The 19,990-nt window shown below is 37.3% G+C and carries 21 protein-coding genes and 1 other RNA gene; 15 read left to right on the forward strand and 7 right to left on the reverse strand.

What is annotated here, in order from left to right; translation table 11 throughout:
* The first annotated feature begins 224 nt into the window (after positions 1 to 224).
* The 12 genes from rimO (at position 225) to lpxA (ending at position 12,626) form a co-directional block, all read left to right on the forward strand.
* Positions 225 to 1,568, forward strand: coding sequence for a 30S ribosomal protein S12 methylthiotransferase RimO (gene rimO / locus KIP84_RS07480; RefSeq protein WP_213689633.1), 1,344 nt, complete (start codon positions 225 to 227; stop codon positions 1,566 to 1,568).
* A 51-nt stretch (positions 1,569 to 1,619) separates the two neighbouring features.
* A complete protein-coding gene (gene pyrH, locus KIP84_RS07485) occupies positions 1,620 to 2,348 on the forward strand; it encodes a UMP kinase (protein WP_000852257.1) in 729 nt (242 codons plus the stop codon).
* An 84-nt stretch (positions 2,349 to 2,432) separates the two neighbouring features.
* Positions 2,433 to 2,987 (forward strand): ribosome recycling factor, encoded by a 555-nt coding sequence (frr, locus tag KIP84_RS07490; protein WP_002115638.1) that lies wholly within the window; start codon positions 2,433 to 2,435, stop codon positions 2,985 to 2,987.
* Positions 2,988 to 2,991: 4 nt separating this feature from the next.
* The gene (gene uppS, locus KIP84_RS07495; protein WP_002115643.1) at positions 2,992 to 3,744 is read left to right on the forward strand and encodes a polyprenyl diphosphate synthase; all 753 of its coding nucleotides are present in this window, start codon (positions 2,992 to 2,994) and stop codon (positions 3,742 to 3,744) included.
* A complete protein-coding gene (locus KIP84_RS07500; protein ID WP_213689634.1) occupies positions 3,744 to 4,568 on the forward strand; it encodes a phosphatidate cytidylyltransferase in 825 nt (274 codons plus the stop codon). Before uppS ends, KIP84_RS07500 begins: the two co-directional genes overlap by 1 nt.
* Positions 4,569 to 5,765, forward strand: coding sequence for a 1-deoxy-D-xylulose-5-phosphate reductoisomerase (gene ispC, locus KIP84_RS07505; protein WP_213689635.1), 1,197 nt, complete (start codon positions 4,569 to 4,571; stop codon positions 5,763 to 5,765). It abuts the gene before it with no gap.
* Between the two features lies 1 nt (position 5,766).
* Positions 5,767 to 7,122 carry an RIP metalloprotease RseP gene (gene rseP, locus KIP84_RS07510; RefSeq protein ID WP_213689636.1) on the forward strand — a complete coding sequence of 452 codons (1,356 nt, stop codon included), beginning with the start codon at positions 5,767 to 5,769 and terminating at the stop codon, positions 7,120 to 7,122.
* Between the two features lie 36 nt (positions 7,123 to 7,158).
* Positions 7,159 to 9,732 carry an outer membrane protein assembly factor BamA gene (gene bamA / locus KIP84_RS07515; RefSeq protein WP_068563090.1) on the forward strand — a complete coding sequence of 858 codons (2,574 nt, stop codon included), beginning with the start codon at positions 7,159 to 7,161 and terminating at the stop codon, positions 9,730 to 9,732.
* Between the two features lie 41 nt (positions 9,733 to 9,773).
* Positions 9,774 to 10,274, forward strand: a complete 501-nt coding sequence (locus tag KIP84_RS07520; protein ID WP_016145644.1) for an OmpH family outer membrane protein — start codon at positions 9,774 to 9,776, stop codon at positions 10,272 to 10,274.
* Between the two features lie 4 nt (positions 10,275 to 10,278).
* Complete coding sequence (gene lpxD / locus KIP84_RS07525; protein ID WP_014206984.1) at positions 10,279 to 11,349, forward strand: UDP-3-O-(3-hydroxymyristoyl)glucosamine N-acyltransferase; 1,071 nt, start codon at positions 10,279 to 10,281, stop codon at positions 11,347 to 11,349.
* 6 nt (positions 11,350 to 11,355) lie between these two features.
* Positions 11,356 to 11,841, forward strand: a complete 486-nt coding sequence (gene fabZ / locus KIP84_RS07530; RefSeq protein WP_002115603.1) for a 3-hydroxyacyl-ACP dehydratase FabZ — start codon at positions 11,356 to 11,358, stop codon at positions 11,839 to 11,841.
* Entirely contained in the window at positions 11,838 to 12,626 is a 789-nt protein-coding gene (gene lpxA, locus KIP84_RS07535) for an acyl-ACP--UDP-N-acetylglucosamine O-acyltransferase (RefSeq protein ID WP_213689637.1), read from the forward strand. The genes fabZ and lpxA overlap by 4 nt, the downstream gene beginning before the upstream one ends.
* 58 nt (positions 12,627 to 12,684) lie before the next feature.
* Here lpxA and KIP84_RS07540 read toward each other — a convergent pair whose 3' ends face one another.
* The gene (locus KIP84_RS07540; RefSeq protein ID WP_068563088.1) at positions 12,685 to 13,557 is read right to left on the reverse strand and encodes a YbgF trimerization domain-containing protein; all 873 of its coding nucleotides are present in this window, start codon (positions 13,555 to 13,557) and stop codon (positions 12,685 to 12,687) included.
* 314 nt (positions 13,558 to 13,871) lie between these two features.
* Between KIP84_RS07540 and ffs the strand changes: the two genes are divergently transcribed.
* An RNA gene (gene ffs, locus KIP84_RS07545) (signal recognition particle sRNA small type) lies at positions 13,872 to 13,968 on the forward strand.
* Between the two features lie 13 nt (positions 13,969 to 13,981).
* Here ffs and KIP84_RS07550 read toward each other — a convergent pair.
* The 4 genes from KIP84_RS07550 to KIP84_RS07565 all read right to left on the reverse strand — a co-directional run bounded on the left by KIP84_RS07550 (position 13,982) and on the right by KIP84_RS07565 (position 16,814).
* On the reverse strand, positions 13,982 to 14,464 hold the full coding sequence (locus KIP84_RS07550; protein WP_005068912.1) for a regulatory protein RecX: 483 nt from the start codon (positions 14,462 to 14,464) through the stop codon (positions 13,982 to 13,984).
* A gap of 59 nt (positions 14,465 to 14,523) precedes the next feature.
* On the reverse strand, positions 14,524 to 15,570 hold the full coding sequence (gene recA / locus KIP84_RS07555) for a recombinase RecA (protein ID WP_002115680.1): 1,047 nt from the start codon (positions 15,568 to 15,570) through the stop codon (positions 14,524 to 14,526).
* A gap of 145 nt (positions 15,571 to 15,715) precedes the next feature.
* The gene (locus tag KIP84_RS07560) at positions 15,716 to 16,144 is read right to left on the reverse strand and encodes a S4 domain-containing protein (protein ID WP_068563087.1); all 429 of its coding nucleotides are present in this window, start codon (positions 16,142 to 16,144) and stop codon (positions 15,716 to 15,718) included.
* On the reverse strand, positions 16,128 to 16,814 hold the full coding sequence (locus KIP84_RS07565) for an HAD-IA family hydrolase (RefSeq protein ID WP_213689638.1): 687 nt from the start codon (positions 16,812 to 16,814) through the stop codon (positions 16,128 to 16,130). The genes KIP84_RS07560 and KIP84_RS07565 overlap by 17 nt, the downstream gene beginning before the upstream one ends.
* 424 nt (positions 16,815 to 17,238) lie before the next feature.
* Here KIP84_RS07565 and KIP84_RS07570 point away from each other — a divergent pair, with 424 nt between their 5' ends.
* On the forward strand, positions 17,239 to 17,532 hold the full coding sequence (locus tag KIP84_RS07570) for a hypothetical protein (RefSeq protein WP_025465974.1): 294 nt from the start codon (positions 17,239 to 17,241) through the stop codon (positions 17,530 to 17,532).
* A gap of 37 nt (positions 17,533 to 17,569) precedes the next feature.
* Here KIP84_RS07570 and KIP84_RS07575 read toward each other — a convergent pair whose 3' ends face one another.
* Together KIP84_RS07575 and gigD are read right to left on the reverse strand one after the other, a co-directional pair.
* Positions 17,570 to 18,106, reverse strand: coding sequence for a GNAT family N-acetyltransferase (locus tag KIP84_RS07575; protein WP_068563085.1), 537 nt, complete (start codon positions 18,104 to 18,106; stop codon positions 17,570 to 17,572).
* Positions 18,107 to 18,135: 29 nt separating this feature from the next.
* The gene (gigD, locus tag KIP84_RS07580; protein WP_004791887.1) at positions 18,136 to 18,585 is read right to left on the reverse strand and encodes an Lrp/AsnC family transcriptional regulator GigD; all 450 of its coding nucleotides are present in this window, start codon (positions 18,583 to 18,585) and stop codon (positions 18,136 to 18,138) included.
* Positions 18,586 to 18,732: 147 nt separating this feature from the next.
* Between gigD and kynU the strand changes: the two genes are divergently transcribed.
* The gene (gene kynU, locus KIP84_RS07585; RefSeq protein ID WP_213689639.1) at positions 18,733 to 19,983 is read left to right on the forward strand and encodes a kynureninase; all 1,251 of its coding nucleotides are present in this window, start codon (positions 18,733 to 18,735) and stop codon (positions 19,981 to 19,983) included.
* Positions 19,984 to 19,990: the final 7 nt, after the last annotated feature.

Genomic DNA, 19,990 nt, shown 5'->3' on the forward strand with positions numbered 1-19,990 from the left:
AAAGTTTTAAAGTATTTAAAAACGCGCTGAAATCGGTCTTTATATCGGTTGATCAAAACTGATGGCTTGAATATAGATAATAACATGATCCAACTTGGTGCAAAGGTGAGTTTTGGTGCAAATGTTGGTCGTATTTTGGTGCATTACACAAAGAGTAGGCTTTCCACCTATGCTTGAGACAAGAAAAGACATACAATACGCGCATTCAAGTGGAGCGCAGATTCATGAAGACCCCCAAAGTCGGTTTTGTTTCTTTAGGTTGTCCTAAGGCATTGGTAGATTCTGAACGAATTTTAACTCAGTTAAAGACTGAAGGTTATCAAGTTGCATCAGATTATGATGGTGCTGATTTAGTTGTTGTTAATACCTGTGGTTTTATCGAATCTGCGGTACAAGAGTCGCTAGATGCAATTGGCGAGGCCATGAGTGAAAATGGTCGAGTAATCGTTACTGGATGCTTAGGTAAAGACGAAGACAAAATTCGTCAAATGCATCCAAATGTTTTAAAGGTTACTGGTGCAGCAGCTTATCAAGATGTAATGGAAGCTGTACATGAATATGTCCCAGCACCACCTAAACACAACCCGTTTGTTGATTTGGTTCCTGAACAAGGAATTCGCTTAACACCAAAACATTATGCCTATTTAAAAATATCTGAAGGATGTAACCACCGTTGTACCTTCTGTATTATCCCAAGTATGCGTGGCGATCTAGTATCGCGTCCAGTTGGAAGTGTACTGGAAGAAGCCGCTGCGCTTAAAAGAGCAGGTGTTAAAGAAATCTTGGTTATTTCCCAAGATACATCAGCTTATGGTGTAGATACCAAGTACAAACTTGATTTCTGGAATGGCCAGCCTGTTAAAACAAAATTCTTTGATATGTGTGAAGCACTAGGCCAACTTGGTATCTGGGTGCGCTTACATTATGTTTATCCATACCCACATGTTGATGCGGTTATTGACTTAATGGCACAAGGTAAAATTCTGCCATATCTTGATATTCCATTCCAACATGCAAGCCCGCGTATTCTTAAGTTAATGAAGCGTCCGGCTCACAGTGAAAATACACTCGAAAAAATTAAATTGTGGCGTGAAAAATGCCCAGATCTTGTGATTCGCTCTACATTTGTAGTGGGTTTCCCAGGCGAAACTGAAGAAGATTTTCAAATATTGCTCGATTGGTTAGTTGAAGCTGAACTTGATCGTGTTGGCTGCTTTACCTACTCACCAGTAGAAGGCGCTACGGCAAATGATTTACCTGATCATGTGGCTGAAGAAATTAAGCAAGAGCGTTACGAGCGCTTTATGCAAGTGCAGCAACAAATTTCTGCTGCTAAGTTGCAAAAACGTATTGGTCAAACGATGACTGTATTAGTCGATAGTTTGGAAGATGAATATCCTGTTGCTGTTGCACGTTCTTATGCCGATGCTCCGGAAATTGACGGTAATGTCTTTGTAGAAGATATCGATAAGAGCACTATTCAACCAGGCGATATGTTGGAAGTCGAAATCACCGATGCGGATGAATACGACTTATTTGCAAAGTTAATTAAAATTAAGTCGGTTTAATCGATAACGATTCAAAAAAGCATTCAGTTTAAGAGGTTTTGGAGCAAACTCATGGCGGAAACAATTAGCCCCCGTTATTCACGCATTTTATTAAAACTATCTGGTGAAGCATTATCAGGTAACAAAGACATGGGTATTGATGCCCAAGTTCTTGACCAAATGTCCCTTTCAATTGCTCACTTAGTTGGCTTAGGTGTGCAAGTGGGTATCGTTGTTGGTGGCGGTAACTTGTATCGTGGTAGTCAGTTGCAAAAGGATGGCTTGGTTGGTCGTGTAACAGGCGATCAAATGGGTATGCTTGCAACTGTAATGAACGGTTTGGCTATGCGTGATGCATTAGTTCGCCGTAATATCAGAACTCGCCTTATGTCTGCATTACCAATTGGTACAGTAGTGGAGTCTTATTCAAGTCGTGATGCGATTCGTCACTTGAGTCAAGGTGAAGTTTGTGTTTTTGTTGCTGGTACAGGAAATCCATTCTTTACGACTGATACGGCAGCTTGCTTACGCGGAATTGAAATTGAAGCAAATTTAATTCTAAAAGCGACCAAAGTAGATGGCGTATATAATAAAGATCCAAGTAAATACGAAGATGCGGTTAAATATGATCATTTAACCTTTGATCAGGTATTGGACGAAAAACTTGGTGTTATGGATTTGACAGCTATTTGTTTATGTCGTGACCATAATGTGCCATTACAAGTTTTTGATATGAATAAATCAGGCGCGCTATTGTCAGTAGTCATGGGCGAAAAAGAAGGTACACGCGTTACTAAATAATGTACGTGTTGACGAAAGCTCTTTATACTAGCGCTAAATTAAATTTGTTAAAACATCCTTGAATAAATAAGTAAGGTAGATCATATGATTAACGATCTGAAAAAAGACAGCGAACAGCGTATGTTGAAAACTCTTGAGTCTTTGGAACTAGGGTTTGCTAAAGTTCGTACCGGCCGTGCACACCCATCAATCTTAAATGGGGTAATGGTTCCTTACTACGGTTCTGATGTGCCTTTAAATCAAGTGGCAAACGTTGGTGTTGAAGATTCTCGTACACTTCTTGTTCAGCCATTTGAACGTACAATGGTTTCAGCTATTGATAAGGCAATTCGTGAGAGTGATCTTGGTTTAAACCCGATTACTGCGGATGCCATTCGTGTACCTTTACCTGCATTAACTGAAGAAACACGTCGTGATATGCAAAAAATTGCGCGTAGCGAAGCTGAAAATGCAAAAGTTGCAATTCGTAATATTCGTCGTGATGTATTAGGTGATATCAAAGCATTATTAAAAGAGAAAGAAATCTCTGAAGATGATGAGCGCCGTGCAGGTGACGATATCCAGAAAATCACTGACAAATATGTTGCAGAAGTAGACAAGCGTCTTGCAGCGAAAGAAGCAGAATTGATGAAGGTCTAATTTTATGACCGATTCAGAAGAGTATCATCTTCCTAAGCATGTTGCCATCATCATGGATGGCAACAACCGCTTTGCAAAAAAAAATCAAATGCAAAAAGGTGATGGGCATCGAGAGGGTAAAAATGTTCTTGATCCTATCGTTGAACATTGTAAAAAAACAGGTATTCGTGCTTTAACGGTTTTTGCATTTTCAAGCGAAAACTGGAATCGACCACAATTTGAAGTCGATCTGCTTATGAAGCTTCTTGAAGAAACTATTCATGAGCAAATACCTCGCATGAAGAAATTTAATATTGCTTTGCGTTTCATAGGTGATCGTTCAAGATTACCGTCACACCTAGTTGCCTTAATGGAAGATGCAGAGCAACAGACAGCACACCATAACACTATGACCTTAACTATTGCTGTGAGCTATGGTGGGATGTGGGATATTGCAAATGCAGCAAAACAAGTTGCTGAAGCGGTTTCCCGTGGTGAATTTGGTGCTGATCAAATAAATGTTGATTTGTTCGAAAAATATGTCAGTCTAAACGATCTGCCAGCTGTGGACTTATTAATCCGTACAGGTGGAGATTATCGCATATCTAATTTCTTGTTATGGCAAGCAGCATATGCTGAGCTGTATTTTACTGATACTTTATGGCCAGAATTTACAGTACAAGAATTCGATCATGCATTGAATGTTTTTTCAGGGCGTGAACGTCGTTTTGGCAAAACATCTGAACAAATTCAGCAAGAGAAAATAGAGAACTTATAATGTTAGAGCGGATTGTTACCGCATTGGTACTTGTCGCAGTTGTTTTAGGCTGTATGTTTGCTACGCAATCACATTATCCAATGTTGGTTCTTATGATTGTAGCAGCAGGGGTTGCAGGGTATGAATGGTATAAATTAATGCCCCATGAAACTGTAAATGCTGTAAAGCCAAAAGCTTGGTGCTACGGTCTGCTTGTTGCATTCGTTTCGGGCGTTGCTCTATTTTTCCATGATATTGCATTACTGTTGTGGTCAGCTTCAATTTTGACTTGGCTTGTAAGCATTTATTGGGTCAAATCTTTTCCTGAATTTGATGGGTGGTATAATGCTACTCTATATGTAATTGGCATTATTTTAGTTTGTGCTGCGGTAACTTCAATTTTTGTTGTTTGGCAAAGTTCGCCATGGTGGTTAATGTATCTGTTCTTACTCGTGTGGGGTGCAGATAGTGGTGCTTACTTTGTTGGCCGTAAATTTGGTAAAAGAAAACTAGCACCAACCGTAAGTCCGAACAAATCGGTAGAAGGTTTATATGGTGGTGTTATCACGACCATACTGGTAATGTTGGTTGTGCAATATCAGTATTTAAATTTAACTTTAATTCAGCAAATCCTGTTTCTTATCTTGTCACTGATTACAGTATTCGGTTCAGTTTTAGGTGATTTATTTGAGTCGATGATTAAACGTCGTGCTGGTATTAAAGATTCCGGACGTGTACTACCTGGTCATGGTGGTGTTTTAGATCGTATTGATTCTTTACTTGCTGCAGCCCCGATCTTTGCAACGGGAATGTATATATTAAAACTTATTGGTGTAGATTTATAAATGACACAATCTGTTTGCATATTGGGTGTAACCGGTTCCATTGGGCAAAGTACCTTAAAAATTTTAAATCAACATCCTGATAAGTATTCAGTATTTGGAGTTTCGGCTCATAGTCGAATTTCTGAATTGATTGATATATGTAAACAATTCCAACCAAAAGTTGTAGTTGTTCCAAAGCAAAAAGTTGACGAATTAGCAGCTTTATTTGCAAAAAATGAATTACAAAATATTGAAATTTTGACTGATCAGGAAGGGCTGGTAAGTATCGCATCTCATCCAGATGTTGATGTAGTTATGGCCGCAATTGTTGGAGCAGCTGGTTTATTACCAACATTAGCGGCTGTAAAAGCTGGTAAACGCGTATTGCTTGCTAATAAAGAAGCCTTGGTCATGTCTGGTGAAATCATGATGCAAGCAGCACGTGATCATCAGGCATTATTATTACCGGTAGATTCAGAACACAACGCTATTTTTCAGTCATTGCCTCATAACTATTTAGAAGCTGAAAGAAATGGACAACCGCAACAGGGTGTATCAAGAATCTTATTGACCGCTTCAGGTGGACCATTTTTAAACCATTCGTTAGAACAATTAGAAAAAGTTACTCCTGCACAGGCTTGTAAGCATCCCAACTGGTCTATGGGACAGAAAATCTCAGTTGACTCAGCTACTCTTATGAATAAAGGGTTAGAGTTGATCGAAGCATGTCATTTGTTTTCAATATCTGAACATTTTGTTACAGTTGTTGTTCATCCACAAAGTATTATTCATTCTATGGTGCAATATGTTGATGGTTCAACATTGGCGCAAATGGGTAATCCAGACATGTGTACACCGATTGCCCATGCATTAGCATGGCCAGAACGTTTACAGACTAGTGTTCCCGCTTTAGATTTATTTGAGTATTCTCAGCTTAATTTTCAAGCACCGGATATCCAGAAATTTCCAGCACTTGATTTAGCCCGTCAGGCAATGCGTGCGGGAGGGCTGGCACCTACTATTTTAAATGCTGCAAATGAGGTTGCCGTTGCTGCATTTTTAAAGGAACAGATTGGATTTACAAATATCCCACAAGTGGTAGAGCATACTTTGCAAAAATTGGAAAACTCAGTTGCTGATAATATCGAGTCTATTTTGAATAAAGATGAAGTAGCACGACATGTAGCACAGCAGTATATATCAAGTATAGGAGGCTGAAATGAGCGCATTATTTATGATTGCAGCAGCAGCTCTCTTGCTCGGTCCATTAATTGCAATTCATGAGTTCGGTCATTATTGGGTGGCACGAAAACTTGGTGTTAAGGTTCTAGTTTATTCTATTGGTTTTGGTCCGACATTACTTAAATGGACATCAAAAAAATCTGGAATTAAGTACCAACTTTCAGCTTTGCCTTTAGGCGGTTATGTAAAAATGCTTGATGAGCGCGAAGGTAATGTTGCAGAGCAAGATTTACCTTATGCATTTAACCGTCAAAAACCATGGAAGCGTATAGCAATTGTTGCGGCTGGGCCTTTAATTAACTTGATTTTTGCTGTTTTACTTTTTTGGATTTTATTTTTACCAGCACAGGAACAACTAAATACAAGAGTGGGTAAGGTTGTACCCAACTCGCCAGCTGCTACAGCTCAACTACAAGTAGGTGACAAGATTATTGCTGTTGACGGAAAGGAAACGCAAACTTGGGAAAAACTTAACTTTGCTTTGATTGATCGTGTAGGTGAAACTGGTAACTTGAATATCGATGTAGATCGTGCAGGTACTGAAAAAAATATTGTTTTGCCGATTAAAGACTTTTTAAAAAATCAGAATGAATCAGCTTTAGATGTATTAGGCTTTTTACCTTATCGTCCCGTTATTCCAGCTATTGTAACCGAGTTGACTGCAGATGGAGCAGCAATTCGACAAGGAATGAAAGTCGGTGATCGTATTGTATCCATTAATGGTCAAGCGATGAAAGACTGGTTTGATGTTGTGGAGATTGTACAACACTCACCAGAAAAGTTACTTAGTATTGATGTGTTGCGTAATGGTCAACTCGTTCATTTGCAAGTCATGCCTCAAGGAAAGCGTGACAATATGGGACAAGTGAGCGGTGTTTTAGGCGTAAAAAGTGATGCAGGAAAAATTACAATTCCTGACGAATATAAGCAAACAATTCAATATACTCCATTGCAAGCTTTCCAGATGTCGCTAGATAAGACTAGCCAAATCTCTAGCATGATATTGAGTTCAATAGTAAAAATGGTTAAGGGATTGATTGGTCTAGAGAATCTTTCCGGACCAATTACAATCGCGAAAGTGGCGGGACAAAGTGCGGAAATGGGATGGCAGACTTTTATCTCATTTATGGCTTTAATGAGTGTAAGTCTTGGAATTTTAAATTTATTGCCAATTCCAATGCTTGATGGTGGACATCTCGTTTATTACATTATTGAAGCTATTCGTGGGAAGCCTGTTTCTGAACAAATACAAATGTTTGGTCTAAAAATTGGTATGGTACTGCTCGGTAGTATGATGCTTTTAGCTTTATTTAACGATTTTATGCGTTTGTAAACGTATATGGATTTATAACTTACTGGAAAAACTGGCATGCGGCACACACATTTTTTAATGCCTTTGGCACTTGTTAGCGCTATGGCAGCGGTACAACAAGCATATGCAGCTGATGATTTCGTTGTTCGAGATATTCGTATAGATGGTTTGGTCCGTCTTACTCCTGCAAATGTTTCTACCATGTTGCCAATCAACAGTGGCGATCGCGTTAATGAACCGATGATCGCAGAAGCAATTCGAACATTGTATGCCACTGGACTTTTTGACGATATTAAAGCATCAAAAGATAACGATACTTTAGTTTTTAATGTCGTAGAGCGCCCAATTATTTCAAAACTTGAATTTAAGGGTAACAAACTTATTCCTAAAGAGGCTTTAGAGCAAGGCCTCAAAAAAATGGGCATTGCTGAAGGCGAAGTTTTCAAGAAGTCAGCTTTGCAAACAATTGAAACCGAATTAGAGCAGCAATATACTCAGCAAGGTCGTTATGATGCTGATGTAACTGTTGATACGATAGCTCGCCCAAATAACCGTGTTGAACTTAAATTAAATTTTAATGAAGGTACGGCAGCTAAAGTTTTTAACATCAATATTATTGGTAATACTGTTTTTAAAGACAGTGAAATTAAACAAGCTTTCGCAGTTAAAGAAAGTGGTTGGGCTTCAGTTGTAACTCGTAATGACCGTTATGCTAGAGAGAAAATGGCAGCGAGCCTTGAAGCTTTGCGTGCGATGTATCTGAATAAGGGTTATATCAATTTTCATATCAATAACTCACAGCTTAATATTAGTGAAGATAAAAAGAATATCTTTATTGAAGTTGCTGTAGAGGAAGGTAGTCAGTTCAAATTTGGCCAAACCAAATTTTTAGGTGACGCACTTTATAAACCTGAAGAACTGCAAGCTTTAAAAATCTATAAAGACGGCGATACCTATTCTCAAGAAAAAGTAAATGCTGTTAAGCAATTGTTATTGCGTAAATATGGTAATGCTGGTTATTACTTTGCAGATGTGAACGTTGTTCCGCAAATTAATAACGAAACAGGCATTGTTGACCTAAATTATTATGTAAACCCAGGTCAGCAAGTGACCGTACGTCGTATTAACTTTACAGGTAATAGTAAAACTGCTGATGAAGTTTTACGTCGTGAAATGCGTCAAATGGAAGGCGCTTTAGCAAGTAATGAAAAAATTGATTTATCTAAAGTCCGTTTAGAACGTACAGGATTCTTTAAGACAGTTGATATCAAACCAGCTCGTATCCCAAATTCACCAGATCAGGTGGATTTAAACGTAAATGTTGAAGAGCAACACTCGGGAACTACAACATTAGCGGTAGGTTACTCGCAAAGTGGTGGTATCACATTCCAAGCAGGTTTGAGTCAAACTAACTTTATGGGAACGGGTAACCGTGTTGCGATCGATTTATCTCGTTCTGAAACTCAAGATTACTATAACTTAAGTGTTACTGACCCTTACTTTACAATTGATGGGGTAAGCCGCGGCTATAACGTTTACTATCGTAAAACGAAACTTAATGATGACTATAACGTTAATAATTACGTTACTGATAGTTTCGGCGGTAGTTTAAGTTTTGGTTATCCAATTGATGAAAACCAAAGCCTAAGTGCTTCGGTTGGTATTGATAATACTAAAGTAACTACTGGTGCATTTGTATCAACGTATGTACGTGATTATTTGGTAAAAAATGGTGGGAAGGCCACTGGTAAAGGAGAGTACTGTTCAGGAAGTTATAAGTCTCAAGCTGATATTGATAAGGCAAATGGAACTGCACCTCCAACAACTAAGCCAGAAGGTTATGATCTTGCTACTAAATGTGTAGATTCGAATAATAATACGTTAGGTCTTACCAGTTATGATAATGCTTTTGAAGGTGAATTCTTCACCTATAATCTGAATTTAGGTTGGTCATATAACACCTTAAATAGACCAATTTTCCCAACTTCAGGTATGTCTCATCGAGTGGGGCTTGAAATTGGTTTGCCAGGTAGTGATGTTGAATACCAAAAAGCAACTTATGATGCTCAAGCGTTCTGGCCTATTAAAGACACAGGTTTTGTGCTGCGTGGCTATGGTAAGCTTGGTTATGGTAATGATTTACCATTCTATAAAAACTTCTATGCGGGTGGTTATGGTTCTGTTCGTGGTTATGACAACAGTACCTTGGGCCCGAAATATTCAAGCGTGAATTTACAAGAAGAAGGTAAAAATGACTCTTCTCCAGAAGAAGTTGGTGGTAATGCTTTAGTTCAGTTTGGTACAGAGCTTGCTTTACCATTGCCATTCAAAGGAGATTGGACTCGCCAAGTACGACCAGTTCTTTTTGCTGAAGGCGGTCAAGTATTTGATACTAAATGTGATGTTGGCTCTTATTCTATGATTATGAATGGGCAGCAAATAGCAGATGCAAAAAAATACTGTGAAGATAACTACGGTTTTGATTTAGGCAATATGCGCTATAGCGTAGGTGTTGGTTTCACATGGATCACTATGATTGGACCATTATCTCTTAGCTATGCATTCCCGTTAAATGACAAGCCTGGTGACGAAACTAAAGAGATTCAGTTTGAAATCGGTCGTACTTTCTAAGTACGACTTGACTAAACAATGAAATAAGGACACAAATTAAGATGAAAAAATTAAATATATTAATGTTAGGATTAGGTCTTACAGTTTCTGCTATGACTAATGCAGCTGGTTATGGCGTTATTGATCTTGCTAAAGTTGTTGAAAGTAGTACTTATTTAAAACAACAAAATGCAAGTTTAAATCAATCTGTTAAACCAACAACAACTCGTCTTGAGCAGTTGGGTAAAGAGTTAGAAGGTCTTCAACGTCAAGCCCAAACCCAAGGGCAAAAAATGAAAGAAGATGATATTAAAAAGCTTCAGACTCAATATCAGTCAAAATTAAATGAATTTAATTCAACTCAACAAGGCTTGCAATCTAAAGTTCAAACTAGTTTGCAAGGAATGAACTCAACTTTTGAGACTCGTGTGAAGCAAGCAGCTGAACAATTACGAAAAGAAAATAATCTTGACTTCATTTTGAATAAAAATTCGACCGTTGCCTATGACGCTAAATATGATTTAACTGATAAAATGATACAAAAGGTTAATTCAATGAAATAAATTAATGAAAGTGCAACATTATCGTTTAGATGAACTAGCTCACCTAGTGAATGGTGAGTTAGTCGGTGCGGGTAGTCTTCAATTTATAAACCTAGCAAGTTTAGAAAATGCTGAACCTTCTCATATTACTTTCGTAAATGGCGAAAAGTATATTGATCAAGCAAAGGCTAGCCGTGCGGGTGCGTACATTGTTACAAGCTCTATTAAAGAACAGCTTACTGATAAACAAAATTTTATTATTGTTGATAATCCATATTTGGCTTTTGCCATCCTTACCCATGCTTTTGATAAAAAGATCACATCAATAGGTATTGAAAGTACTGCTCAAATTCATCCTTCTGCAATTATTTCTGAAAAAGCATATATTGGCCATTACGTTGTAATTGGTGAAAATTGTGTAGTAGGTGAGAACACGATTATTCAGTCTCATACTCGTCTGGATGATAATGTGGAAATTGGAAAGGATTGTTTTATTGATTCTCATGTCACCATTACTGGCGGTTCTAAATTACTTGATCGTGTTCGAGTTCATGCAAGTACTGTAATTGGTAGTGAAGGCTTTGGCTTTGCACCATATCAAGGTAAATGGCATCGTATTGCACAATTAGGTTCAGTTATTATTGGTAATGATGTCCGTATTGGATCAAATTGTAGTATTGATCGAGGGGCACTAGATAATACGATTTTGGAAGATGGGGTAATTATTGATAATCTTGTGCAAATCGCACATAACGTTCATATTGGTTCCAATACAGCGATTGCTGCTAAATGTGGAATTGCTGGAAGCACTAAAATTGGCAAAAACTGTATTCTTGCAGGAGCCTGTGGTGTGTCTGGTCACCTTTCAATCACTGATAATGTGACTTTAACTGGAATGTCAATGGTCACAAAAAATATTTCTGAAGCTGGTACCTATTCTTCAGGAATTGGATTATTTGAAAATAGTCATTGGAAAAAGACAATTGTACGCTTGCGACAATTAGCAGATGTGCCATTGACCCAAATCACTAAACGACTTGATCATATACAAGCTCAAATAGAGTCTCTTGAATCAACTTTTAATTTGCGTAAATAGAATATTATGACCGAGTCAACTACACCTAAATTTGCCATCCCTGAATTACCAATGCAGATTCAAACGATTCGTCAATATTTGCCGCATCGTTACCCATTCTTATTGGTTGATCGTGTGACTGAAGTTACTGACAATAGTATTGTTGGTTATAAAAATGTTTCTATCAATGAAGAATTCCTCCAAGGACATTTCCCAGAATATCCGATTATGCCTGGTGTTCTAATTGTAGAAGCATTAGCTCAAGTTTCGGGCGTTCTGGGTTTTATCATGAACAATGAGACGCCAAAACCGGGTTCTTTATTCCTCTTTGCTGGTGCAGAAAAGGTTAGATTTAAAAAACAAGTAGTTGCTGGCGACCAACTTGTATTAAAATCTGAATTAGTAATGCAAAAACGCGGTATCTACAAATATAACTGTACGGCTACCGTTGACGGTATTGTAGCAACAACCGCTGAAATTATGATTTCACACCAAAAAACAGAGCAGGCATGAGCAATCACGATTTAATTCATTCTACGGCCATTATTGATCCATCTGCAGTGATTGCCCCGGATGTCCAGATAGGACCTTATTGTATTATTGGTCCAAATGTGACGATTGGCGCTGGTACTAAATTACATTCACATGTTGTAGTTGGTGGTTTTACCAAAATTGGTCAAAATAATGAGATTTTCCAGTTTGCAAGTGTTGGTGAAGTTTGCCAAGACTTGAAATATCAAGGTGAAGAAACTTGGTTAGAGATTGGAGATCATAATTTAATTCGTGAGCATTGCAGTTTACATAGAGGAACTGTACAAGATAATGCTTTAACTAAAATAGGTAGTCATAACTTATTGATGGTTAATACGCATATTGCACATGACTGTATTGTTGGTAATCATAATATTTTCGCAAATAATGTTGGTGTTGCTGGACACGTCCATATTGGTGATCATGTCATTATTGGTGGTAATTCGGGAATTCATCAATTCTGTAAAATCGATTCTTACAGTATGGTTGGTGGAGCATCTTTAATTTTAAAAGATGTGCCAGCTTATGTTATGGCATCTGGTAATCCAGCACATGCGTTTGGTATTAATATAGAAGGTATGCGTCGAAAGGGTTGGTCTAAGGATACAATTCAAGGCCTTAGAGAAGCTTATAAATTGATTTTTAAATCAGGCCTGACTTCTGTTCAAGCTGTTGAGCAGATTAAAAATGATATTCTTCCGAATATTCCAGAAGCTCAATTATTAATTGACTCTGTTGAGCAATCAGAACGTGGTATTGTGCGTTAAGCCGAGATATTCAAAAAAAGACACCGCAATCTGCGGTGTCTTTTTTTCTTAAAAACTTTTATTTGTTAAAAAATTTGGCTTCTTCAGATTTTGGATACTGACTTAAAATTTTAGCTTTATATTGGTTTGCTGATACAGTATTTTTATCAACATCTTTGGCAATACTGTAGAGTTGATAAAGCGCGCGAGGAGCTTTACTAGAATTTGGGTATTGCGTAGCGACTACATTATAGTTCTTTTTAGCCTCATTATAATTTACCGGATCAGTTGCTAAATTAAACTCGGCTAACCAAAAATAGGCATTCCCTGTATAAACGCTATTAGGATGATTTTTGATAAAGTTTTGCATTGGAGCAATCGCTTTTTTCGCTCCACCTTGTTTGTAGGCATCTAAAGCGACAGTATAAGCTGCTTTTTCAAGTTCTACAGGGTTCGATTGATTTTGCATAGCAGGCGATGAAGCTGGTTGTGTTACTTGCGTTTGTGAGGGGGAAGTAACTTGACTTGCAGCAGTTGTAGTACTAGCTGCTTTATTGTCGGTAGGAGGAGCTTCTGAGCTTCCGGTAGCTGTAGCATCACTATTTGCTGTATTGTCTGGTGCTACACTTTCTGGATCTACTTTTTGATTTAGTAATTCCAAACGCTGATCTAAATCAGTATAGCGATTAGATAAATCTTTTTTCAGTTGTTCAATATCATTCGATTGTTCTTCTAACTGTCCGCGTAAGGTGCGTATATCATTTTCTAATTGTTGGTTTTTTTGCATCAATTCCCAATTTAAATTACTAGGGACTGAAGCGTTATTCGATGAAGTGTTAGTTGAACTACCACCACTTTGACTTAAACCGCGCGATTCAATTGGAATATTGGCATAGAGAGAAGTAGTGCTCATTAAGGCAATAAATAATAAAGAATGCTTCATCAATCGCATGAGTATAGGTCCATAATTTTATGTAAAAGCTAACTTGAGAAGGGAATATGTAAACTATTCACATTAGCTATCTAAGGTTTTAATTGATCATTGCAATTAAAACAGCTAACAATATAAATGCAAGAATAGTTTACAATCTTCAAGCATATTTTATTCAAAATAAGTATCAAGAAAGAATATAAGATAAGAGATTCTAGGAATTTATATGTTTTTGACGATGAATTAATCAATTGAAACATAAACTTGCTTAAAATTGAGAAGAAGGCTTGCAACTCTTTTAAAAATCTCTATACTCTGTTTTGCAATGGTAGCCCCGCTGGTGGCTTCGCAATTGTACTCTGTGAACCCCGCCAGGACCGGAAGGTAGCAACGGTAGCAGATCTATGATGTGCCGAAGTTTTGCTAGTGGGGTTGCCACCATCCTCTAATCCGATCTCCGTTGGATTGCCTTCATAATTACATCTAAATCAAATCCTCTATATTGTAAAAACCTCATCTGTTTTGCTTTAAGTTTAGGATCTTTTTCTACTTCTTCACCAAACTTTTTCACTTTAAGTTGATAAGCCTGTTCCACCCAATCAATATTATGAATTTCATCTGCAATTAAATCATTTTCGATTTGTTTAGTTTTTAAAGCTTGTTTAATGCGTTTTGGCCCTTTACCTTTACGAATTTGGCTAGCTAATGTTAGTTCTGCAACACGTTGGTCACTTTGATAATTTTGCTCAGATAACTCTTCAACAAGTTGCTTAACCTCTTCAGGGTTTTGTGCGTAACGATTCAATTTCTCGATCAGTTCTGCTTTCGAATAATCTCGACGAGTCAATAATGCAAAAGCATATGAGCGCAAACGTTGCCCTGTAAGCAAAGCGCGTTGTTGGGGCTGTTCTTCTGTTCTTTTGAACATATTTAATATTTCCTTGTAAAAAACGCCCCGAAGGGCGTTTTAAGACTTATAAGCGGTAATTAAGACTCTAATAAAAGATCTTCTTCTTCATCTTCCACTTGTACAGCACCATTAGTACCCGTAGTTAGCAGTTGTTCACGGATAATCTTTTCAATTTCTCCAGCCATTTGAGGGTTCTCTTCAAAGTGGCGGATAACATTGTTTTTACCTTGGCCAATTTTATTGCCTTGATATGAATACCAAGCGCCTGCTTTTTGCACGATATCTTGTTGTACAGCTAAATCTACAAGTTCGCCAAGCTGGTTTGTACCTTTACCGTACAAGATTTGGAAAATAGCTTCTTTAAATGGAGGAGCCATTTTGTTTTTAACAACTTTAACTCGAGTTTCAGAACCGATGATTTCATCACCTTCTTTGACTTGACCAATACGGCGGATATCTAAACGTACAGAAGCATAGAACTTCAATGCGTTACCACCAGTCGTAGTCTCAGGGCTACCAAACATTACACCAATTTTCATACGGATCTGGTTAATGAAAATAACCATACAGTTCGAGCGTTTAGCGTTACCCGTAATTTTACGTAATGCCTGACTCATTAAGCGAGCTTGTAAGCCCATGTGGGAGTCACCCATTTCGCCTTCAATTTCTGCTTTAGGAGTAAGAGCAGCAACTGAGTCGACAACGATTAAATCAATTGCACCAGAGCGAACTAGCATGTCTGCAATCTCGAGTGCTTGTTCACCGTTATCTGGTTGCGATACAAGTAGATTATCAATGTCCACGCCCAGCTTACGTGCATATTGTGGATCTAATGCGTGTTCTGCATCGATAAATGCACAAGTACCACCAGCTTTTTGACATTGTGCAATCGCTTGGAGAGTCATTGTGGTTTTACCAGAAGATTCTGGACCATAAATCTCAACGATACGACCTTTCGGTAAACCGCCAATCCCCAATGCAATATCTAAAGTCAAAGAACCTGTAGATACAGCTTCAACTGCTTGAACAGTGTTGTCACCGAGACGCATCACCGTATTTTTGCCAAATTGCTTCTCAATTTGACTTAGCGCGGCTTGTAATGCTTTGCTTTTATTCTCATCCATCTCAAAAACCTCAATACTCTAAGTTCATCACGTTTAACCCAAGTGGATGCATTGAATCTCAACTTGTTTCACAGGGCTAATAGTGACAGATTTTTTCTATAGCTTCTATGTGTTGTCTGTGTGTGTGCGACACAACTCGACGTTTTTATTCATCACCATACGACCAGTGCTGATCATTGTCCTGTTTAAACCGATTAATCTGTCTACGATCCTTTTTACTCGGTCTATGATCAGGTCGAGCAAGATTATGCAATTTTCGTTGGGATGCAATCAACTCCCGTCTAGCGATACTTACTTCTGTTTCTTCATAAAGTTGCTGGGCAACTGGTGCTGGACCACGTGTGTTCGCAAGCGCTTTTACGACAACGGTTTTTTTATCAAAACCTTGTTGAATAATAAGTTCCATTCCAACACGAATTTCTTTGGAAACTTTTACACGCTCATTATTGTGATGTACTTTCCCTCCTTCGATTGCTGCTTTAGCAATTGAACGAGTTTTAAAAAAACGAGCAGCCCATAACCATTTGTCGATACGCATGGTCTCTACAGCATCGTTTTCAAGCGATTTTGACATCATTATCCTTTCTATCAATTTGATTCAATATAGACAGCAATTCTGTAAGTCGATCTAGCGCTTTATATTCTAAATCTTCATGCTTTCTTACATCCTTTAGAGTTGAGGGCTGCAAGATAGTAAACAAGTGCTTGATACCAAATTTTTCAGCTGTTTTTAGTACAGGAGCTGTATCATCAATAAAAATGGTTACGTCTGGGTCAAAAGGGTGTAATTTTTGGAGCTCTTGCCAAAAATGAATATCTTCTTTTGCATAACCAATTTGTTCACTCGATACGATTACGTCAAAGAAGTGTTTAATTGCAACATTATCGAGCTTTAACTGTAAGCTTGCACGATCGGCATTTGTAACTAACCAACAACTATATCCTTGCTTTTTCAGTTCCTGTAGAAGCTCAATACAACCAGACCGAGCTTGAATTTTTGTCTGAAATTCTTGCTGTAATTTGAGTACATCAACGCCTACAGTTTTGGTCCAATAAGCTGATGAATACCAAACAAGCGTATGTCTATGTAATTGATAAAACTGATATAGTGTTTTTTGGCTCTGGTCGATTGGAAGTTGATGTATCTCTGCATGTCGCTTAGGAAGACATTCATTCCAGATGAAATCATCAAAAGCGAGATCTAATAGCGTACCATCCATGTCAAACATTACGATTTTAGACATATCTAAATATCTCCAAAATCATTTAAAGAAAATTTTTTAAGACACATCTACCATATATCCTTTTTAAAATCATTAATTAAAGAAACTTCGAGATATAAAATTAATTTAAAACTCCACCCATTAATTGTTTCAAAAGGTGTTTTGATTAATGTGATGGGTAGGGAGGATAAATGATTTGAAAATTATAGCGTGTAATTTTGCAAAACAGGAAACAATAATAAATGCTTTTTAATAGATAACTTTTACTGTGTTTGAAGTAAAAATAGACAGGCAAAGTTTATAATTAAGAAATCTTAAAAGGCTATCTATATTTATGGTTAATTTTGCTTACATAGGATACGTATTGACATACATTTTATAAATTGAAGGATACTTGTTTAAAGATATATTTAAAATTAACCCTAATAAGAATTTAGAGAAAGCAATGAAAATTGGATTTATTGGCGGAGCCAATGACGGTATTGTAATCAATGCTGCTGATGGCCTTGATACCTATAAGCTTGAATGGCATTACAAAGCAGAAAAGCACTGTGAATCACAGCCAACATTAGGTCTTAATGGGCCTGAGTATGATTACTACAACCTCTTAATACTAAGAAAAAATAAAGAGGCTAAACTCTTTTATGTACTCACTACAATGGGAAAAGATGATATCGCAAGTAAAATCCATGAGTATTGGGAGTGCTCTACATCTGTTGGCTATGATTTCGATGATTAAGAAAATTTTTATTAATAATTTAAAATTTTGACTTTAATCAAAAAATAAATGAAGAGCTTGTAATTTCATATAACACATGTGCTTTTAGTTGGTGATGGAGAGGAACCTTGGGATGATCAAAGTTTTTAACTCTGTGCATTCCAAGTCTTTCCATGACCGCTTGAGAGGGTATATTTATGTTAGCGGTAAATGAAACGATCTTATCTAAATTCAGTACATTAAAACCATAGTCTAAAGCCGCTTTTGCTCCTTCAGTTGCATAACCTTGTTTCCAGAAGTCTTTTGCAAGTCGCCACCCAATTTCCACACATGGAGAGAAGTCAAATTGTTCAGGTTGGCTATGTAAACCAATAAACCCGATAAATTGATGGGTTTCTTTTAATTCTACTGCCCAGAAGCCCCAACCATTTTTATTAATGAGAGATGAAATTTTTTGGATTAAATTATGGCTTTCTTGGGGTGTTAATAGATTTGGGAAAAATTGCATAACATCTTGATCTAAGCCCATTGTTATAAAAGGCTCAACATCACTTTCTTTCCACGGTCTTAAAATTAAACGCTGAGTTTCGATCATGAGATGGCTCTATAATTAAAAATGATGGGTCAAAGTGGCTTTTGCACAATCTTCTGTAAAATGATCTTGGAATTGATGCTCACTACACCTTTTATTTTATTTAAGGTATTAATGACGAAATGAGAAAAAGAACTCAAATCTTTGGTCGCAACGTGTAAAACATAATTAGATTCGCCAGTAATAATATATGCATTAATGACTTCATCAAAATTTTTGATCTGACTTAAAAAGAAGTTGTGATCATTTTCTGTGAGTTGGGCAAGCTTTATTTCGACAATTGCCTCAATTTTTATACCTAGTTTTTCATAATTAACTTTCGCTTGATATTTTTCAATTACACCATTGCTTTCTAAAATTTTAACTCGCCGATGACAAGCTGAAGCCGAAAGGTTAACGAGATCGGCCAGTTCTTGGTTACTTAACCGAGCATTATCTTGTAAATATTTTAAAATTTTAAGATCAATTGCATCTACATTCATTTTCGAATTTCATCCATGTTTTTTAATTTTAATTCGAATTTTATACGAAAATAGCAAATTTTAATCAAATATTATCGAATAAATCGAAAGAATTGGCGTGATAAAATTCAAATACAAAGGAAATGTTGAAAATAGGTGAAATAACAAATGATTACTCACGAACAATGCCTCTATTGGGATCAGGAAGATGAACTCAAAAAGTTTAAAGACGAATTTGCATTACCAGAAAATGTCATTTATTTAGATGGTAATTCTTTGGGTGCAAGACCAAAAAAATCATTAGAGGTTGCTCAGCATATTATTGCAAAAGAGTGGGGTGAGGACCTCATTAATAGTTGGAATAAAGCAGATTGGTGGGGCTTACCGACTAGACTCGGAGATAAAGTCGCGCAGCTTATCGGTGCCGAAAAAGGGGAAGTGGTTATTTCAGACTCAACGACACTAAATTTATTCAAAGTTTTATCAGCAGCGGTAAAAATTCAAGCTGAAAAATTTCCGGAACGTAAAATTATTGTTGCTGAAAAAGATGCCTTCCCAACCGATATTTATATTATTGAAGGCTTTATCGATTTGATTCATCAGGGTTATCAAGTTGAATTGATTGATGGCACCGATGATTTATCTCGTGTTTTAGCAAAAGATGTGGCGGTAGTTGTTCTTTCTCATGTGAATTATCGGACAGGATATTTCTATGATATGGAATCTATTAATCAACAAATTCACGCTAAAGATGCTTTGATTATTTGGGATTTATGTCACTCGGTTGGTGCGGTGCCTATGGATCTTAATCAGAGCAATAGTGATTTTGCGATTGGTTGTACTTATAAATATTTAAATGGTGGCCCAGGTTCTCCAGCGTTGTTATGGGTAAATCGAAAGCATCGTGATCAGTTCTGGCAACCTCTCTCAGGCTGGTGGAGCCACAAGAAACCTTTTGATATGGCTCAGCACTATGAACCAGCTAACAGTATTCGCCGTTACTTGTGCGGAACTCAACCCATTATTTCTATGAGTCTAATTGAATGTGGTATCGATATTTTCTTACAAGCTGATATGCAACAAATACGCGAGAAATCACTCAAATTAACTGATTTGTTTATTCAACTTGTTCAACAAGAGTGTGCCCAGTTTGGTTTTGAGCTGATTACACCTTTAAATCATAAATATCGTGGCAGTCATGTCAGTTATAGGCATGAGTTCGGTTATGAAATTATTCAGGCGCTTATTGCGCGTGGGGTAATTGGGGATTATCGCGAGCCGGAAGTATTACGTTTTGGAATTACACCTTTATATCTAGGATTTGAAGATATTTGGAATGCCGTACAACAACTTAAGCAAATTATGCTGAATAGTGAATGGAAAAATGAACGTTATCTGGTGCGCAGTGAAGTGACCTGATCGTTAG

This window comes from Acinetobacter sp. BHS4 (genome assembly GCF_018454425.1).
In the GTDB taxonomy this organism is placed as follows: domain Bacteria; phylum Pseudomonadota; class Gammaproteobacteria; order Pseudomonadales; family Moraxellaceae; genus Acinetobacter; species Acinetobacter pittii.

What these genes read in the sequence shown, in the direction of transcription:
- KIP84_RS07550 (WP_005068912.1), bottom strand. Translation starts at nt 14,464, where the DNA reads ATGTTCAAAAGAACAGAAGAACAGCCCCAACAACGCGCTTTGCTTACA.
- recA (WP_002115680.1), bottom strand. Translation starts at nt 15,570, where the DNA reads ATGGATGAGAATAAAAGCAAAGCATTACAAGCCGCGCTAAGTCAAATT.
- KIP84_RS07520 (WP_016145644.1), top strand. Translation starts at nt 9,774, where the DNA reads ATGAAAAAATTAAATATATTAATGTTAGGATTAGGTCTTACAGTTTCT.
- lpxA (WP_213689637.1), top strand. Translation starts at nt 11,838, where the DNA reads ATGAGCAATCACGATTTAATTCATTCTACGGCCATTATTGATCCATCT.
- gigD (WP_004791887.1), bottom strand. Translation starts at nt 18,585, where the DNA reads ATGAATGTAGATGCAATTGATCTTAAAATTTTAAAATATTTACAAGAT.
- frr (WP_002115638.1), top strand. Translation starts at nt 2,433, where the DNA reads ATGATTAACGATCTGAAAAAAGACAGCGAACAGCGTATGTTGAAAACT.
- pyrH (WP_000852257.1), top strand. Translation starts at nt 1,620, where the DNA reads ATGGCGGAAACAATTAGCCCCCGTTATTCACGCATTTTATTAAAACTA.
- KIP84_RS07570 (WP_025465974.1), top strand. Translation starts at nt 17,239, where the DNA reads ATGAAAATTGGATTTATTGGCGGAGCCAATGACGGTATTGTAATCAAT.
- rimO (WP_213689633.1), top strand. Translation starts at nt 225, where the DNA reads ATGAAGACCCCCAAAGTCGGTTTTGTTTCTTTAGGTTGTCCTAAGGCA.
- KIP84_RS07565 (WP_213689638.1), bottom strand. Translation starts at nt 16,814, where the DNA reads ATGTCTAAAATCGTAATGTTTGACATGGATGGTACGCTATTAGATCTC.
- uppS (WP_002115643.1), top strand. Translation starts at nt 2,992, where the DNA reads ATGACCGATTCAGAAGAGTATCATCTTCCTAAGCATGTTGCCATCATC.
- bamA (WP_068563090.1), top strand. Translation starts at nt 7,159, where the DNA reads ATGCGGCACACACATTTTTTAATGCCTTTGGCACTTGTTAGCGCTATG.
- lpxD (WP_014206984.1), top strand. Translation starts at nt 10,279, where the DNA reads ATGAAAGTGCAACATTATCGTTTAGATGAACTAGCTCACCTAGTGAAT.
- KIP84_RS07540 (WP_068563088.1), bottom strand. Translation starts at nt 13,557, where the DNA reads ATGCGATTGATGAAGCATTCTTTATTATTTATTGCCTTAATGAGCACT.
- KIP84_RS07575 (WP_068563085.1), bottom strand. Translation starts at nt 18,106, where the DNA reads ATGATCGAAACTCAGCGTTTAATTTTAAGACCGTGGAAAGAAAGTGAT.
- KIP84_RS07500 (WP_213689634.1), top strand. Translation starts at nt 3,744, where the DNA reads ATGTTAGAGCGGATTGTTACCGCATTGGTACTTGTCGCAGTTGTTTTA.
- rseP (WP_213689636.1), top strand. Translation starts at nt 5,767, where the DNA reads ATGAGCGCATTATTTATGATTGCAGCAGCAGCTCTCTTGCTCGGTCCA.
- fabZ (WP_002115603.1), top strand. Translation starts at nt 11,356, where the DNA reads ATGACCGAGTCAACTACACCTAAATTTGCCATCCCTGAATTACCAATG.
- ispC (WP_213689635.1), top strand. Translation starts at nt 4,569, where the DNA reads ATGACACAATCTGTTTGCATATTGGGTGTAACCGGTTCCATTGGGCAA.
- KIP84_RS07560 (WP_068563087.1), bottom strand. Translation starts at nt 16,144, where the DNA reads ATGTCAAAATCGCTTGAAAACGATGCTGTAGAGACCATGCGTATCGAC.
- kynU (WP_213689639.1), top strand. Translation starts at nt 18,733, where the DNA reads ATGATTACTCACGAACAATGCCTCTATTGGGATCAGGAAGATGAACTC.